Annotated in this window: 13 protein-coding genes; 9 read left to right on the forward strand and 4 right to left on the reverse strand. The window is 74.5% G+C overall.

All coding sequences use genetic code 11. From position 1 onward, the window contains the following. Positions 1-1,698 carry a phenylacetic acid degradation protein PaaN gene (gene paaN, locus ABT160_RS08950; RefSeq protein WP_351645405.1) on the reverse strand — a complete coding sequence of 566 codons (1,698 nt, stop codon included), beginning with the start codon at positions 1,696-1,698 and terminating at the stop codon, positions 1-3. Positions 1,699-1,845: 147 nt separating this feature from the next. Between paaN and ABT160_RS08955 the strand changes: the two genes are divergently transcribed. Beyond that, positions 1,846-3,369, forward strand: a complete 1,524-nt coding sequence (locus ABT160_RS08955; protein ID WP_351645407.1) for a 3-hydroxyacyl-CoA dehydrogenase — start codon at positions 1,846-1,848, stop codon at positions 3,367-3,369. A 14-nt stretch (positions 3,370-3,383) separates the two neighbouring features. Further along, entirely contained in the window at positions 3,384-3,980 is a 597-nt protein-coding gene (locus ABT160_RS08960; RefSeq protein WP_351645409.1) for a TetR/AcrR family transcriptional regulator, read from the forward strand. 58 nt (positions 3,981-4,038) lie between these two features. Here ABT160_RS08960 and ABT160_RS08965 read toward each other — a convergent pair whose 3' ends face one another. Further along, positions 4,039-4,551 (reverse strand): Lrp/AsnC family transcriptional regulator, encoded by a 513-nt coding sequence (locus tag ABT160_RS08965; protein ID WP_351645479.1) that lies wholly within the window; start codon positions 4,549-4,551, stop codon positions 4,039-4,041. A 165-nt stretch (positions 4,552-4,716) separates the two neighbouring features. Between ABT160_RS08965 and pdhA the strand changes: the two genes are divergently transcribed. The 7 genes from pdhA to ABT160_RS09000 are packed head-to-tail and all read left to right on the forward strand — an operon-like array spanning position 4,717 to position 13,197. Next, positions 4,717-5,970, forward strand: a complete 1,254-nt coding sequence (gene pdhA / locus ABT160_RS08970; protein ID WP_351645412.1) for a pyruvate dehydrogenase (acetyl-transferring) E1 component subunit alpha — start codon at positions 4,717-4,719, stop codon at positions 5,968-5,970. Continuing rightward, positions 5,967-7,016, forward strand: a complete 1,050-nt coding sequence (locus ABT160_RS08975) for an alpha-ketoacid dehydrogenase subunit beta (protein WP_351645414.1) — start codon at positions 5,967-5,969, stop codon at positions 7,014-7,016. The genes pdhA and ABT160_RS08975 overlap by 4 nt, the downstream gene beginning before the upstream one ends. Beyond that, on the forward strand, positions 7,016-8,452 hold the full coding sequence (locus ABT160_RS08980; protein ID WP_351645416.1) for a dihydrolipoamide acetyltransferase family protein: 1,437 nt from the start codon (positions 7,016-7,018) through the stop codon (positions 8,450-8,452). The genes ABT160_RS08975 and ABT160_RS08980 overlap by 1 nt, the downstream gene beginning before the upstream one ends. A gap of 33 nt (positions 8,453-8,485) precedes the next feature. Then, the gene (locus tag ABT160_RS08985; RefSeq protein ID WP_351645418.1) at positions 8,486-9,622 is read left to right on the forward strand and encodes an NTP transferase domain-containing protein; all 1,137 of its coding nucleotides are present in this window, start codon (positions 8,486-8,488) and stop codon (positions 9,620-9,622) included. Between the two features lie 14 nt (positions 9,623-9,636). Beyond that, positions 9,637-11,130 (forward strand): molybdopterin molybdotransferase MoeA, encoded by a 1,494-nt coding sequence (locus ABT160_RS08990; protein WP_351645420.1) that lies wholly within the window; start codon positions 9,637-9,639, stop codon positions 11,128-11,130. Beyond that, positions 11,127-12,206 (forward strand): potassium channel family protein, encoded by a 1,080-nt coding sequence (locus ABT160_RS08995; RefSeq protein ID WP_502984182.1) that lies wholly within the window; start codon positions 11,127-11,129, stop codon positions 12,204-12,206. The genes ABT160_RS08990 and ABT160_RS08995 overlap by 4 nt, the downstream gene beginning before the upstream one ends. A 10-nt stretch (positions 12,207-12,216) precedes the next feature. Continuing rightward, the gene (locus tag ABT160_RS09000; RefSeq protein WP_351645422.1) at positions 12,217-13,197 is read left to right on the forward strand and encodes an NAD(P)H-quinone oxidoreductase; all 981 of its coding nucleotides are present in this window, start codon (positions 12,217-12,219) and stop codon (positions 13,195-13,197) included. Positions 13,198-13,319: 122 nt separating this feature from the next. On the opposite strand, the gene ABT160_RS09005 is transcribed toward ABT160_RS09000, so the two are convergent. Beyond that, positions 13,320-13,862 carry a bacterial proteasome activator family protein gene (locus ABT160_RS09005; RefSeq protein ID WP_351645425.1) on the reverse strand — a complete coding sequence of 181 codons (543 nt, stop codon included), beginning with the start codon at positions 13,860-13,862 and terminating at the stop codon, positions 13,320-13,322. Positions 13,863-14,004: 142 nt separating this feature from the next. After that, positions 14,005-16,779, reverse strand: coding sequence for an ABC transporter permease (locus tag ABT160_RS09010; RefSeq protein WP_351645482.1), 2,775 nt, complete (start codon positions 16,777-16,779; stop codon positions 14,005-14,007).

The raw sequence follows: 16,779 nt of genomic DNA on the forward strand, positions 1-16,779 counted from the left end.
TCACGCCTGGCGGCGGACCTCCACCACGCGGAAGCGGTTGGCGACGAACGCGCTGTCGCACAGGGCCGCGTTGGCCGCCGGGTTGCCGCCGGAGCCGTGGAAGTCGGAGAAGGCGGCCGTCTGGTTCACGTACACCCCTCCGGTCAGGTTGAGGGAGAGCTGCGCGGACTCGTCCAGGCAGACCTCCTCCACCGCGTGCTCCACCTCGGCGGAGGTGGTGTACGCACCGACGGTCATCGCGCCCTTGGTGCGCACCGTGCGCCGCAGCAGGGCCACGGCGTCCTCGGTGGAGTCGACGGCGACGGCGAAGGCGACCGGCCCGAAGCACTCGGACATGTACGCGGCCTCGTCGTCCGGCTTGGCGCCGTCCAGCTTCACGATCACGGGCGTGCGGACCACGGCGCCGGGGAAGTCCGGGTGGGCGACCTCGCGGGAGGCCAGGGCGACCTCGCCCAGGCCGGCGGCGGCCTCCAGGCGCTGTTTGACGTCGGGGTTGACCAGCGCGCCCAGCAGGGCGTTGGCCCGGGCGTCGTCGCCGAGCAGGCCGCCGACCGCCGCGGCGAGGTCGGCCACCACCTCGTCGTAGCCCTTGTGGCCGTCGTCCGTGGCGATGCCGTCGCGCGGGATCAGCAGGTTCTGCGGGGTGGTGCACATCTGGCCGCTGTACAGGGAGAGCGAGAAGGCCAGGTTGGAGAGCATGCCCCGGTAGTCGTCGGTGGAGTCGACCAGGACCGTGTTGACGCCGGCCTTCTCGGTGTAGACGAGGGCCTGGCGGGCGTTGGCCTCCAGCCAGTCGCCGAACGCGGTCGAGCCCGTGTAGTCGATGATCCTGATCTCGGGGCGGACGGCGAGCGTCTTGGCGATGCCCTCGCCGGGCCGCTCGACGGCCAGCGCGACCAGGTTCGGGTCGAAGCCGGTCTCGGCGAGCACCTCGCGGGCCACCCGCACCGTCAGGGCCAGCGGCAGCACCGCGCGCGGGTGCGGCTTGACCAGGACCGCGTTGCCGGTGGCCAGCGAGGCGAACAGGCCCGGGTAGCCGTTCCACGTCGGGAAGGTGTTGCAGCCGATGACCAGGCCGATGCCGCGCCCGGCCGGGGTGAACGTCTTGGTCAGCTGCAGCGGCTCGCGCTTGCCCTGCGGCTTGGACCACTCCGCGGCGCCCGAGGGGGTGCGGGTCTGCTCCTGGTACGCGTACGCCACGGCCTCCAGGCCGCGGTCCTGCGCGTGCGGGCCGCCGGCCTGGAACGCCATCATGAACGCCTGGCCGCTGGTGTGCATGACCGCGTGCGCGAACTCGTGCGTGCGGGCGCTGATGCGGGCCAGCACCTCCAGGCACACCAGCGCGCGCGTCTCGGGCCCGGCGGCGCGCCAGGCGCCCAGGCCCTCGCGCATCGCGGGCAGCAGCACGTCCAGGTCGGCGTGCGGGTAGCTGACGCCGAGCTCCGGCCCGTAGGGCGAGACCTCCGCGCCGGTCCAGTCGTCCGTGCCCGGCTGGTCGAGCTCGAAGCGCTTGCCCAGCACCTCCTGGTGGGCGGCGAGGCCGGCCTCGGCGCTCAGCGAGCCGCCCTCCCCGTACGCCTTGGGGTGCTCGGGGTGGGGTGACCAGTAGGCGCGGGTCCTGATCGCTTCGAGGGCCTGGTCGAGGACGGGACGGTGCTTGTCGGCCAGGTGGTCGAAGGTGAGCCGAGCGGCGGCCATGGCGGACCAACTCCTCGATGGGGTCTGTCGCGAGACGGCTGGATGTATGGGCGGGCACTGCCGGACAGAGTTAGAGTAACCGAACGATCGGTCGGGACAAGGGGGTCCGCAGAACCTGTGGACAACCGGTAGGGGAGGATCACCAGCATGACCGCCATCGACGCCCTCGCCCCCGCGCGCACCGTCTCCGTCGTCGGCACCGGGACCATGGGCCAGGGCATCGCCCAGGTCGCCCTCACCGCGGGCCATCCCGTGCGGCTGTACGACGCGGAGCCCGGCCGGGCCGGGGCCGCCGCCGAGGCGATCGCGGGACGCCTCGACCGGCTGGTGGAGAAGGGCCGGCTGGACGCGGCCGGGCGCGAGGCGGCGCTGGCGCGGCTGCACCCGGCCGCCGAACTGTCCGAACTCGCCGACAGCGCCCTGGTGGTCGAGGCGGTCCTGGAGCAGCTGGCCGTCAAGCGGGAGCTGTTCGCCGCGCTGGAGAAGGTCGTCGGCGACGACTGCCTGCTGGCCACCAACACCTCGTCCCTGTCCGTGACCGCCATCGGCGGCGGCCTGCGGCTGCCGGGCCGGCTGGTGGGCCTGCACTTCTTCAACCCGGCGCCGCTGCTGCCCCTGGTGGAGGTGGTCAGCGGCCACGCCACCGACAAGGACGCCGCCACGCGCGCGTACGCGACGGCGAAGGCCTGGGGCAAGACGCCGGTGCGCTGCGCGGACACCCCCGGCTTCATCGTCAACCGCATCGCCCGCCCCTTCTACGCGGAGGCGCTGCGGGTGTACGAGGAGCGGGGCGCCGACCCCGCCACCATCGACGCCGTCCTGCGCGAGTGCGGCGGCTTCCGGATGGGCCCCTTCGAGCTGACGGACCTGATCGGCCAGGACGTCAACGAGGCCGTGACCCGGTCGGTGTGGGACGCCTTCTACCAGGACCCCAAGTTCACGCCCTCGCTCGCCCAGCGGCGCCTGGTGGAGTCCGGGCGGCTGGGCCGCAAGACGGGCCGGGGCTGGTTCTCGTACGAGGAGGGCGCCGAGCGACCCCTCCCGCACACCGCGCCGCGCACCGAGCCGCCCGCGCGGATCACCGTCGAGGGAAGCCTGGGGCCGGCCGCCGCGCTGGTCGGGATGTGCCGCGAGGCGGGCGTCGAGGTGACCCTGACGGAGGAGGACCAGGGCACGCGCGTGCTGCTGCCCAGCGGCGGACAGCTGGTGCTCGCCGACGGGCAGACCTCCGCGGAGTTCCGCGACGTCGTCTACTTCGACCTCGCCCTGGACTACCGCGCGGCCACCCGGATCGCGCTGTCCGCCTCCGAGGTCACCAGCTGGGAGACGCTGCGCCAGTCGATCGGCCTGTTCCAGGCGCTCGGCAAGAGCGTCAGCGTGATCGGGGACGTGCCGGGCATGATCGTGGCCCGTACGGTCGCGATGCTGGTGGACCTGGCCGCCGACGCCGTCGCCAAGGGCGTGGCCTCGGCCGAGGACGTCGACACGGCCATGCGGCTCGGCGTCAACTACCCGCTCGGGCCCGGCGAGTGGGCCGCCCGCCTCGGCCCCTCCTGGGCGCACGAGCTGCTGGACGAGCTGTGCGCACGGATCCCCGGCGGCCGCTACGAGCCGTCCCTGGCGCTCTACCGCCAGACCTACGTACAGATGAAGGGCGACCAGCCAGAATGAAGGGCGACCCGGCCATGACGACCGCGAAGCGCGACACGTACACCCCCGAATCGCTGCTGGCCGTCGCCGTGCGCGTCTTCAACGAGCGCGGCTACGACGGCACGTCGATGGAGCACCTGTCGAAGGCGGCCGGGATCTCCAAGTCGTCGATCTACCACCACGTGTCGGGCAAGGAGGAGCTGCTGCGGCGCGCGGTCAGCCGGGCGCTGGACGGGCTCTTCGCCGTCCTGGAGGAGCCGGGGGCGGTGCGGGGGCGCGCGGTGGAGCGCGTCGAGTACGTCACGCGGCGCACCGTGGAGGTGCTGGCGGCCGAACTGCCCTACGTCACGCTGCTGCTGCGGGTGCGCGGCAACACCAAGACCGAGCGCTGGGCGATGGAGCGCCGCCGGGAGTTCGACCAGCGGGTCGCGGAGCTGCTGAGGGCGGCGTCGGCCGAGGGCGACCTGAGGGCGGACGTGGACACGCGGCTGGCGACGCGGCTGCTGTTCGGGATGGTGAACTCGCTGGTGGAGTGGTACCGGCCGCAGCCGGGCGGCGGCGAGGCGGAGGGCGCGCAGCTGGCGCAGACCGTGGTGCACCTCGCCTTCGACGGGCTGCGCCGGGCGCACTGAGGGCGGTGCGGGACCCGGGTGCGCTGTCCTGGGACAGCGCACCCGGGTCTCTGGTCTCCTAGCTCTTCTCCGGGTCCAGGTCCGTCTCCTCGAAGACCAGGAGCGTCCTGGTGGACAGGACCTCCGGTATCGACTGGAGCTTGGTGAGGACCAGTTCGCGCAGGGTCCGGTTGTCCGGGGTGTGGACCAGGAGCAGTACGTCGAAGTCGCCGCTGACCAGGGCGATGTGCGCGGCCCCCGGCAGCGCCTGGAGCTGTTCGCGGACCGTGCGCCAGGAGTTCTGGACGATCTTGAGCGTGATGTACGCCGACGCGCCCTGGCCGGCCCGCTCGTGGTTGACCCGGGCGCTGAAGCCCCGGATCACCCCGTCGTCGATCAGCCGGTTGATCCGGGCGTAGGCGTTGGCGCGCGAGACGTGGACGCGCTCGGCCACGGACCGTATCGAGGCGCGTCCGTCGGTCTGCAGGATGCGCAGGATGTCCTTGTCGATGGCGTCCAGCGGCCGCGGCGGCGACCCCTGGTCGACCGCGGCCTCGAAGGGGGCCGCGGCGCGCTCCCGGCCGTCGGCCATTTGTTCATCCGCCATGTCCCCCTGCCTCTCCGCCATGGACGCCCTGTTCCCATCCCAGGCTGTGGAGAACCGTTTGTCCACAGGCTGAGGGTGCCTGTAGCCAAAATGCGTCCACGACCGAACAATCGGTAGGTGAGGCGCGACACACTCGCGCCTCCTCGGCCCATGGGGTCTTATGCCCGCTGCCACGAGGAGGTGGACGCGTTGAAGCAGAGCAGTACGACGGTCCAAGAGCTGCCCGGCGCCGCTCCGTACCGGCCCACCCCGCCCCCGGAGTGGAAGCCGCGCACCGACCCCGCGCCGCTGCTCCCGGACCCCGAGCCGCTGCGCGTGCTCGGCACCGACGCCGCCGCCTCCGCCGACCCCGCCCTGCTGCGCAGGCTGTACGCGGAGCTGGTGCGCGGCCGCCGGTACAACACGCAGGCCACCGCCCTCACCCGGCAGGGCCGCCTCGCCGTCTACCCCTCCAGCACCGGGCAGGAGGCCTGCGAGGTCGCCGCCGCCCTGGTCCTGCAGGAGCGCGACTGGCTCTTCCCCTCCTACCGCGACACGCTCGCCGCCGTGGCGCGCGGCCTGGACCCCGTGCAGGCCCTCACCCTGCTGCGCGGCGACTGGCACACCGGCTACGACCCGCGCGAGCACCGCGTCGCCCCGCTGTGCACCCCGCTGGCCACGCAGCTGCCGCACGCGGTGGGCCTGGCGCACGCCGCGCGGCTCAAGGGCGACGACGTGGTCGCGCTCGCCATGGTCGGCGACGGCGGCACCAGCGAGGGCGACTTCCACGAGGCGCTGAACTTCGCCGCCGTGTGGCGGGCCCCGGTGGTCTTCCTGGTGCAGAACAACGGCTTCGCGATCTCCGTACCGCTGTCCAAGCAGACGGCGGCGCCCTCGCTCGCCCACAAGGCCGTGGGGTACGGGATGCCCGGTCGGTTGGTCGACGGCAACGACGCCGCCGCCGTGCATCAGGTGCTCTCCGAGGCCGTGGACCGCGCCCGGCGCGGCGGCGGCCCGACCCTGGTCGAGGCGGTCACCTACCGCATGGAGGCGCACACCAACGCCGACGACGCCACGCGCTACCGGGGCGACGCCGAGGTGGAGGCCTGGCGGGCGCACGACCCGGTGCGCCTGCTGGAGCGCGAGCTGACGGAGCGCGGACTCATCGACGAGGACGGGATACGGGAGGCGGCCGAGGCCGCGGAGGCGATGGCCGCGCGGCTGCGCGAGGGGATGAACGCCGACCCGGTGCTCGACCCGATGGACCTGTTCGCGGAGGTCTACGCCGAGCAGACCGGCCAGCTGCGCGAGCAGGCCGCACAGCTGCGGGCCGAGCTGGATGCCGAGGCCGAGCAGGGCGGGCACGACGACCGTACGGCCGGGGACGGCCGGGGCGGGCGCGGTACGGAAGGCGGTACGCGATGACGACGGTGGCGGCCGGGCAGGCCGGGCGGAGCAAGCAGGCCGGACAGGGCAAGCAGGCCAAGCCGGCCACGATGGCGCAGGCGCTGCAGCGCGCGATGCGCGACGCGATGGCCGAGGACCCGACGGTGCACGTGATGGGCGAGGACGTCGGCACGCTCGGCGGGGTCTTCCGGATCACCGACGGGCTCGCCGCGGAGTTCGGCGACGCGCGGTGCACGGACACGCCGCTGGCGGAGGCGGGCATCCTCGGCACGGCGGTCGGCATGGCGATGTACGGGCTGCGGCCGGTCGTCGAGATGCAGTTCGACGCCTTCGCCTACCCGGCGTTCGAGCAGCTGATCAGCCACGTGGCCAAGATGCGCAACCGCACGCGCGGGGCGATGCCCCTGCCGATCACCGTGCGGGTGCCCTACGGCGGTGGCATCGGCGGGGTGGAGCACCACAGCGACTCCTCCGAGGCGTACTACATGGCCACGCCGGGCCTGAAGGTCGTCACGCCCGCCACGGTCGAGGACGCCTACGGGCTGCTGCGGGCGTCGATCGCCTGCGACGACCCGGTGGTCTTCCTGGAGCCCAAGCGGCTCTACTGGTCCAAGGCCGCCTGGTCGCCGCAGGACCCGGCCGTGGTGGAGCCGATCGGCCGGGCGGTCGTGCGCCGCCCGGGCACCAGCGCCACCCTGCTCACCTACGGCCCGTCCGTGCCCGTCTGCATGGAGGCCGCCGAGGCCGCCACGGCCGAGGGCTGGGACCTCGAAGTGGTCGACCTGCGCTCGCTGGTGCCCTTCGACGACGAGACGGTCTGCGCCTCCGTGCGCCGCACCGGGCGCGCGGTCGTCGTGCACGAGTCGAACGGCTTCGGCGGCCCGGGCGGGGAGATCGCGGCCCGGGTCACCGAGCGCTGCTTCCACCACCTGGAGGCGCCGGTACTGCGCGTCGCCGGGTTCGACGTCCCGTACCCGCCGCCGATGCTGGAGCGGCACCATCTGCCGGGCGTGGACCGCGTGCTCGACGCGGTGGCCCGGCTCCAGTGGGAGGCGGAGGGCTGATGGCGAGGGTCCTTGAGTTCAGGCTGCCGGACCTCGGCGAGGGGCTGACCGAGGCGGAGATCGTCCGCTGGCTGGTGGCCGTCGGCGACGTCGTCGCCGTCGACCAGCCGGTCGTCGAGGTGGAGACGGCCAAGGCGATGGTGGAGGTGCCCTGTCCGTACGGGGGCGTGGTCACCGCGCGCTTCGGCGAGGAGGGCAGCGAACTGCCCGTCGGGGCACCGCTGCTGACGGTCGCCGTCGGCGCGGACGAGTCCCCCTCCGGCGCGGCGGCCGGCTCGGAGGCGGCCGCCGCGCCGGCACGGCCCGCGGTGTCCGCCGCTTCCGCAGAGTCCGCCGAGTCGTCGGAGTACTCGGGCAACGTCCTGGTCGGGTACGGCACCGCGGGCCCCGCCGCCCGCCGCCGCCGGGTCCGCCCCCGGGCCCTGAACGGCGCGTCCGCACCGGCAGCCCCCGCTCCCGAGCCCCGTACGGCCGCACCGGCGCCCGAGGGGCCCGTGCCGGTGATCTCGCCGCTGGTGCGGCGGCTCGCCCGGGACAACGACCTCGACCTGAGGGCCCTCAGCGGCTCAGGACCCGAGGGCCTGATCCTGCGGGCCGACGTCGAGCGTGCCCTGCGCGCCCCGGCGACCGCTCCTCCGGCGACCGCTCTTCCGGCCATGGCTCCCCCCGTGAGCGACGCCCCCGTGACCGCGTCCCCGGTGACCGGATCCGCAGGGGCCGGATCCGCAGGGGCCGGATCCGCGTCGGCCGGTGAGCGGATACCGCTCAAGGGCGTGCGCGGCGCGGTCGCCGACAAGCTGAGCCGCAGCCGCCGCGAGATACCCGACGCGACCTGCTGGGTCGACGCCGACGCGACCGAACTGATGGCTGCCCGTACCGCGATGAACGCGGCGGGCGGCCCGAAGGTCTCGGTCCTGGCGCTGCTCGCCCGGATCTGCACGGCGGCCCTGGCCCGCCACCCGGAGCTCAACTCCCGGGTGGACCAGGAGGCCAGGGAGATCGTGCGGCTGCCCCAGGTGCACCTGGGGTTCGCGGCGCAGACCGACCGGGGCCTGGTGGTGCCGGTGGTGCGCGACGCCCAGGGGCGTACGGCCGAGTCGCTGAGCGGGGAGTTCGCCCGGCTCACCGAGTCGGCGCGGCAGGGCACGCTGACCCCGGCCGATCTGACCGGCGGGACGTTCACGCTGAACAACTACGGGGTGTTCGGGGTCGACGGCTCCACGCCGATCATCAACCACCCGGAGGCGGCGATGCTCGGGGTCGGCCGGATCGTCGCCAAGCCGTGGGTGCACCAGGGCGAACTGGCGGTGCGTCAGGTCGTCCAGCTGTCCCTCACCTTCGACCACCGGGTCTGCGACGGCGGCACGGCGGGCGGATTCCTGCGGTTCGTGGCCGACTGCGTGGAGAACCCGGCGGTGCTGCTGCGCTCGCTGTAGATCGTCGCGGGGCGGCGGCCCATACTGGCCGGTGTGACGGCTGATGCGGCGTACGACGCCATCGTGCTCGCCGGGGGCGCCGCCCGGCGCCTGGGCGGCGTGGACAAACCCGCCCTGAGCGTGGGCGGGCGCGCCCTGCTCGACCGGGTCCTCATGGCGTGCCGGGAGGCGGGGCGCACGGTGGTCGTCGCCGAGCCCCGCCCCACCGCCCGTCCGGTGCGGTGGGCCCGCGAGGAGCCGCCCGGCGGCGGGCCGCTGGCCGCCCTGGAGGCGGGGCTGCGCGAGGTGTCGGCCCCGGCCGTCCTGGTGCTCTCCGCCGATCTGCCGTTCCTGGCCGACACGACGGTACGGGCCCTGCTCGCCGCCCTCGCGGAGGACCGGGAGCCCGCAGCCCCTGAAGCGACCGGCCCCGCCGCAGCGCCGGACCGTGCCCCCGCACCCGGCCCCGAAGTGGGGACCGAAGGCCCGGGTCCTTCGGCAGGGGGCCCCGGGCCGGGCGCCGCGCCCGGCGGGGAGTTCCCCGGCCCGCTCGACGGCGTCCTGGTGGTCGACCAGGACGGGCGCGAGCAGCCGCTGGTGGCCGCGTACCGCACCGAGGCTCTGCGGCGCGAACTGGCGCTGCTCACCGAGGAGTACGGCAGCCTGGCGGGCCGTCCGCTGCGGGCCCTGGTCAAGCGGCTGCGCACCGCGCGGATCGAGGCCGGGCCGCTCGCCTCCTTCGACTGCGACACCTGGGAGGACCTCGCACGGGCCCGGGCCCGCATCAGGGAGCATGGGAACGTGCTGGACGAATGGATCACCGCAGTCAAGGACGAACTCGGCATCGAGCTGGACGTCGACACCGGCGTACTGCTCGACCTCGCCCGCGACGCCGCCCACGGCGTCGCCAGGCCCGCCGCGCCGCTCACCACCTTCCTGGTCGGCTACGCCGCGGCCAAGGCCGGCGGGGCGAGCCCGGAGGCGGACGCCCGGGCCGTCGCCCTCGCCGCCCACAAGGCCGCCGCCCTGGCCGGGCGCTGGGCGCGGGAGGCCGAGGAGCAGGCCAAGGAGGCGGCCACCGAGTCGCAGTCCCAGGAGCCGAAGGCCCACGAGCCGTCGGCCGAGGCGGACGGGACCCGGCCCGCCCAGGGCGACGACCAGGGCGGCGCCCGGCCCGGCGCGGCACGGTGACGGGCCGCCTCCCCATGAGCTCCCAGGAACGCCCGGCGCCCGCCGGCGCCCGCGACGAGCCGCCCCGCGGCGGCGACGGGCCTTCCCACGGCATCCGGGACGCCCGCGACGGGGCCACGGCCCCCCGCACCCCGGGCGCACCCGCCACCCCCCGCACCCCGGAGGAGTCCGACGGGGTCGAGGAGGCCCTGGCCCTGCTCGCGCCCGCGCCCGTCGCGGACCGGCCGGGCAGCACCTCCGCCGGGCCCGCCACGCCCGGGCGCGAGGGCGGGCACCACCGGGCCGCCTCCTGGACCGGGGCACGGGCCGTCGCCGGGCGGGCCGGGGCCGCCGCGCCGAGGCGCACCGGGCGGGTCCCGCTCGACGGCGCCCTGGGCCGCGTGCTCGCCGAGCCGCTGACCGCGCTCACCGACCTCCCCTCCTTCGACACCTCCGCCATGGACGGCTGGGCGGTCGCGGGCCCCGGGCCCTGGGCGGTGGCCCCGGGCGGCTCGGTGCTCGCCGGGCACGGCGGCGCGCGGGCGCTGCCCGACGGCACGGCGGTGCGCATCGCCACCGGTGCGCGCGTCCCGCCCGACACCACGGCCGTGGTCCGCAGCGAGCACGCCCGGCAGGACGCGGGCGGCCAGCTGTACGCGGAGCGCGAGGTCACCCACGGCCAGGACATCCGCCCGCGCGGCCAGGAGTGCCGCCACGGCGACCGGCTGATGCCGCGCGGCGCCCTGGTGACCCCGGCCGTGCTGGGGCTCGCGGCGGCGGCCGGGTACGACGACCTGCTCACCGTGGAGCCCCCCCGGGTGGAGATCCTGGTGCTCGGGGACGAGCTGCTGGCCTCCGGGCTGCCGCACGACGGCCTGATCCGGGACGCGCTCGGCCCGATGCTGGCGCCCTGGCTGCGGGCCCTGGGCGCGGAGGTCGTCGCCACCCGCCGGGTCGGCGACGACGCGCAGGCGCTGTTCGAGGCGGTCACCCGCTCCCCCGCCGACCTGGTCATCACCACCGGCGGCACCGCCGCGGGCCCGGTGGACCACGTCCACCCGGTGCTGCGCAGGGCGGGCGCCGAACTGCTCGTGGACGGGGTGAAGGTGCGCCCGGGCCATCCGATGCTGCTCGCCCGGCTCGCCGGGGGCGGCCATCTGGTGGGGCTGCCCGGCAATCCGCTGGCCGCCGTCTCGGGCCTGCTCACGCTGGCCGAACCGCTGCTGCGGGGCCTGGCGGGGCGCCCGGCGCCGGAGCCGTACCACGCACGCGTCCGTGCCGATGTGCACGGACATCCGCACGACACCCGGCTGGTCCCGGTCGTCCACCGCGGGGGCGCCGACGACCACGTGGCGCCGCTGCACTACAACGGCCCCGCGATGCTGCGCGGCGTGGCGGCGGCCGACGGCCTGGCGGTCGTACCGCCGGGCGGCGCGCGCACCGGGGACGCCCTGGAGGTCCTGGACCTGCCGTGGACGGCGGCGGCGCCCACCACCGCGACGGCGGTCGAAGGAGTGTGTTTCACGTGAAACTCCCCGGCCACGACGCCATGGCCCGCAACGCCGACGAGCACCTGGTCACCAGCCGGGTGAAGCTGCCGCGGCGGGTGGTGGAGCGCCCGCTGCGACAGGTGGCCAAGCGGCTGCTGATGGCGCTGGTGGTGCTGTTCGTGACCGTCCTGATCGTCTGGATCGACCGGGAGGGGTACCACGACAACTCCGACGAGAAGGTCGACTTCCTCGACGCCGTCTACTACGCCACCGTGACCCTCTCCACCACGGGTTACGGCGACATCGTCCCGTACAGCGACACCGCGCGGCTGACCAACGTCCTGCTGGTGACCCCGCTGCGCGTGCTGTTCCTGATCATCCTGGTCGGCACCACCCTGGAGGTCCTCACCGAGCGGACCCGGGAGGAGTGGCGGCTGAATCGCTGGAGGTCCACCTTGCGCGAGCACACCGTCGTCGTCGGATTCGGTACGAAGGGGCGCTCGGCGATCCAGACGCTGTGCGCCACCGGTCTGAGCAAGGAGCAGATCGTCATCGTCGACCCCAGCAACAAGGTGATCGAGGCCGCCAACGCGGACGGCTTCGTGGGGGTGCTGGGCGACGCGACCCGCAGCGACGTGCTGATCCGTGCCGAGCTGCAGCGGGCCCGGCAGATCGTCATCGCCACCCAGCGCGACGACACGGCGGTGCTGGTCGCGCTGACCGCCCGGCAGCTCAACCGGGGCGCCAAGATCGTCGCCGCGGTGCGCGAGGAGGAGAACGCGCCGCTGCTGCGCCAGTCCGGCGCCGACGCGGTGATCACCAGTGCCAGTGCGGCGGGCCGGCTGCTCGGCCTGTCCGTGCTCAGCCCGAGCGCGGGCACGGTGATGGAGGACCTGATCCAGCAGGGCAGCGGCCTCGACCTGGTCGAGCGGCCGGTCATAAAGTCCGAGGTCGGCAAGAGCGTGCGGGAGACCGAGGACCTGGTGGTGAGCGTGCTGCGCGGGCACCGGCTCCTCGGCTACGACGATCCGGCGGCGAGCCCGCTACAGCTCACGGACCGGGTGATCACCATCGTGCGGGCCTCCAACCCGCCGTCCCAGGGTGGCGCGGAGTAGCCTCGCGGCCATGTATGCGATCACGATTGCGCAGCCCGGCGGTCCTGAGGCGCTGGTCTGGACCGAGGTGCCCGACCCGGTGGCCGGTGAGGGGGAAGTGCTGGTCGAGGTGGTGGCCAGCGCGGTGAACCGCGCCGACCTGCTCCAGCGGCAGGGCTTCTACGAGCCGCCGCCCGGCGCGTCCCCCTACCCCGGCCTGGAGTGCTCCGGCCGGATCGTGGCGCTCGGCCCCGGCGTCACCGGCTGGGCGGTCGGCGACGAGGTGTGCGCGCTGCTCTCCGGCGGCGGTTACGCGCAGAAGGTCGCGGTCCCCGTGGGCCAGCTGCTGCCGGTGCCGGACGGGGTGGACCTGGTGACGGCCGCGGCGCTGCCCGAGGTGGCCGCGACGGTCTGGTCGAACGTGTTCATGATCGCCCATCTGCGTCCGGGCGAGACGCTGCTCGTGCACGGCGGCGCGAGCGGGATCGGCACCCTGGCGATCCAGCTGGGCAAGGCCGTGGGCGCGCGGGTCGCGGTGACGGCCGGGAGCCCCGAGAAGCTGGCGCGCTGCGCCGAGCTGGGCGCGGACGTGCTGATCGACTACCGGCGGCAGGACTTCGTCGAGGAGGTGCGCAAGGCCACCGACGGCGCGGGCGCCGACGTCATCCTCGACATCGTGGGCGCGAAGTACCTGGACGCCAACGTCCGGGCGCTCGCGGTCAACGGACGCCTGGCGGTCATCGGCCTGCAGGGCGGGGTCAAGGGCGAGCTGAACCTGGGGGCGCTGCTGAACAAGCGGGCCGCGGTCACCGCCACCTCGCTGCGGGGCCGCCCGCTGGAGGAGAAGGCGTCGATCATCGCGGCGGTGCGCGAGCACGTGTGGCCGCTGGTGGCCGCGGGGACGGTGCGGCCGGTGGTGGACCAGGTGCTGCCGCTGGCGCAGGCCGCCCAGGGGCACCGGGCCCTGGAGGAGGGCGGCCACGTCGGCAAGGTGCTGCTGCGCGCGGAGTAGCGCGCGGCGGTACGCGACGGGGCCCGGCACCTTCGGAAGGTGCCGGGCCCCGCGCCGTACGCCGGAAGGGAACGTGCCGCTCGCCCGCCTCGCGGGAAGACGCCGACAGGTGCCCGCGGTGCCTACAGGTACGGCCCCGAGCGGATCGCGCCGTGGTTGTCGTCATCGTCGTCGTGGCCGCCCGCGCCGGGCGGCAGGGCGCGGCGCATCTGCTCGAGCTGGGCGCGGGCCGCCATCTGCTGGGCGAACAGCGCGGTCTGGATGCCGTGGAAGAGGCCCTCCAGCCAGCCGACCAACTGGGCCTGCGCGATGCGCAGTTCCGCCTCCGAGGGGATCGCCTCGTCGGTGAAGGGGAGCGAGAGCCGCTCCAGTTCCTCCACCAGCTCCGGCGCCAGGCCGTCCTCCAGCTCCTTGACCGAGCTGGCGTGGATCTCCTTGAGCCGGACGCGGCTGGCCTCGTCGAGGGGAGCCGCCCTGACCTCTTCCAGTAGCTGCTTGATCATGCTGCCGATGCGCATGACCTTGGCCGGCTGCTCGACCATCTCCGTCACCGGGACCTCACGGGATTCCTCGCCACCGTCAGCGCCGCCGAGCATCATCCCGTCCGGGCCTACCACCAGGATCGGGGGGTTCTCCTGCGACCGTTCATTCCTCGGCATCTCCATGCCGCCATTCTCTCGCACACATGCCTCACCACACGGTGTGCCCCCGTACGAGGGTGATCCACCTTCGTACGGGGGCACGGTTCGGGCAATCGGCCCAGCGCGTCCGGCCGGAAGCGGAATCCGCGTCCGTACGCCCGGCTTCCTAGATGGCCGCGCGTCGGGCCAGGGCCCCCTTGGAGCGGGTCACCAGGGCCGCCAGCAGCGCGGCGCCGAGCGGAACGGCGACCAGGAGGGCGGCCAGGGTCGGCCACGGCACCACGACCGGGACCACGGGGACGCTGTTGCCGCCCCAGCCCTCGTCGAGCGACCGCTGGTAGAAGCCCATGGCCTGGCGCTCCTCGGTGAGCCTGAGCCCCACGGCGGGCAGCAGGCCCGCCGCCGAGCCGAGGACCACGCCCATCGCGGCCACCACCCCGCACTGGAACCCGCTGAGGGTGCGCCGGACCCGGGGCGGCGCGCCCACGGCGGCCAGGGTCTTCAGGTCGGCCTCGGCGTCGGCCTGGGCGAGGCCGGTGGCGATCCCGGCGGCGCCGATGGTGATCAGGCCGGCGAAGACGGTCAGGGAGAGCAGCACGATGCTGTTCTTGCTGACGAAGCCCTCCTCGATGTGCAGGTTCACGCTGCTGCCGGACTTGGCGAGTTCGGCGTCCAGCTTCTGGCGCTGGTCCTCGCTGGGCATGCGGTCGGTGGAGTAGAAGGCGCCCAGCGGCTTGAGGGTGAGCCCGGCCGCCTTGGCGGTGGCGGGCGTCATCAGCATGCCCAGGCCGTACGTCTCCTGCTTGCCGGTGACCTGGTGCGCGGTGAACCGCTTGACCTCGCCGGGGACCGGCTTGTTCTGCTGGGCGGCCGCGTCGGCGGCCTCGGTGTCGGTGACCAGGCGGATGCCGACCTTGCCGTCGGCGTCGACGGGCTTCTTGTCGAAGGTGACGACCCGGCCCGCGTCGAGGGCCTTCACGGCGGCGGGGTCGTCGATGCCGAGGACCCGGAGGACCTTGGCGTCGCCGATGAGCAGGCTGCCGTCGGTGTAGACGACCTGCATGGTCGATGACTGGCAGCGCCAGTCCTGGGACAGCTTGCGGCGCTCCTCCTTGCTGTACCGGTCGGAGGGGTCGACGCCGTCCACCACCGGTCCCCACAGCGGGCACTCGTTGGCCTTGGGGGTCACCACCTCGTACCGGCCGCAGTCCTTGCCGCCGGAGCCGTGCGGGGAGCAACCGGCCTTGCCCACCACCAGGGTGTCCACGTCGGCGCGCACGTCGACGGGGAAGTTCTTCTGCACGGCCTCGCGGGCGGCGGGCACGTCGCGCCCGCCCTCCTCGTCGATGGAGACGGCGACCGCGCCGTGCGGCAGCTGGGCCGTGTAGCCGGCCCGGTTCTGGGCGTCGCTGCTGGCGGAGTAGGTGGCCACGGCGACGGTGCCGGCGACGGCGGCGAGCACCGCGGCGACGGCGGGGGCCGTGCGCCCCCGGTTGCGCACGGCGTCGCGCAGGGCGAGCCGGGGCGACAGCGGCAGCCAGCGGCCGATCCGGCCGAACAGGCCGACCAGGGCCGGGGTCAGGGCGACGACGCCCAGTTCGGCGAGGGCGCTGCCGCCCGCGACGATCATGAACTGGTCGGTGACCAGCGACCCGTACAGCGCGATGGCCGCGCCGACGGCGACGGCGACCAGGCCGAGGACCGGCAGCACGCGGCTGCTGCGGCGGGTGCCTCGGCGGCCGGTGAGCGAGGCGAGGACCGTCTGGCGGGAGGCGGTCACGGCGGGGACGATCGCGGCCAGCAGGCCGGTGAGCACGGCGAGCAGCGCGATGCCGAGGATCTCCAGCGGGCGCAGGTCGAAGCCGCCGAAGCGCTTGCCCAGGTAGTCCTCCATCACCGGCTGGAGGGCGAAGGTGAGGGCGATGCCGAGCACGGTGCCGATGACGGCGGCCGCGGCGCCGATCACCAGGCCGCCCGCGAGCACGATGGCCCGGATGTGGCGGCGGTCGCCGCCGTTGGCGCCGACGAGGCCGAGCTGGCGGCGCGAGCGGCGGGCGCCGACGGCGAACGCGGGACCGGCGAGCAGGCAGATCTCCAGCATCGCCAGACCGACCACGGTGGCCGCGGCGGCCAGCAGCGCGGCCTTGGCGGAGGTGCTGTCCTCGTACTTGCCCCAGCCGTCCCGCTGGTAGAGCGGGACGTCGGCGTCGGCCGGCGGGTCGAGCTGTACGGCACGCGAACGGACCGACACGCCCTTGGAGTTGGTCTGCTTGACCATGTTCCACGTGAAACCGTCCGCACCGGCCGGCAGCTTCACCAGATAGCTGGTCGAGGGGTCCGTACCGGGCAGCCCGGCCTTCTCCAGGGCCTGGTCCAGCGGGGCGAGCAGGGCGCCGGGCAGCAGGTTGACCTGGTCGGCCTTGAGGTCGTCGGGCAGCTCGTAGCTGCCGACGATCCGGTACGTGCGGTCGAAGCCGCGGGCGGTCAGGCCGGAGCCGATCTTCAGGCCGCTGGACTCCAGGAAGTGCGCGGAGGCGGCGACCTCGTCGTCCTTGGCGGGGAACCGGCCCCCGGTGAGGTTCAGCAGGCCGTCGGCCATCGGGTCGGCGGCCTTGAGCTCGCTGATCTGGGTGTGCAGCAGGCCGTGCGTGGTGCGCAGCTTGGCCGAGCCCTCGGTGTCCTGAAGGACGGTGGCGTTCGCCGGGACGCTCTTCCTGACGTCCGTCTTGCCCTCGGGCCAGGGCTTGTCGTCGAAGTCGCCGACCGGCGCGCTCTGGTCGCCCGCCGGGTCCTGGTCGATGGGCGCGCCGCCCACGTTGGCGTCGGACAGCCGGGCGTCGGCGGCGCCGAGGGAGCGGGTGATCCGCTCCTGCGGGGAGAGCTCGGAGCTGCGGTAGGTGAGGTCGAAGGCGCTGACGCCGACGATGGGCAGGGCGATCAT

The sequence above is a fragment of the Streptomyces sp. NPDC001941 genome, from assembly GCF_040296945.1.
Classification (GTDB): domain Bacteria; phylum Actinomycetota; class Actinomycetes; order Streptomycetales; family Streptomycetaceae; genus Streptomyces.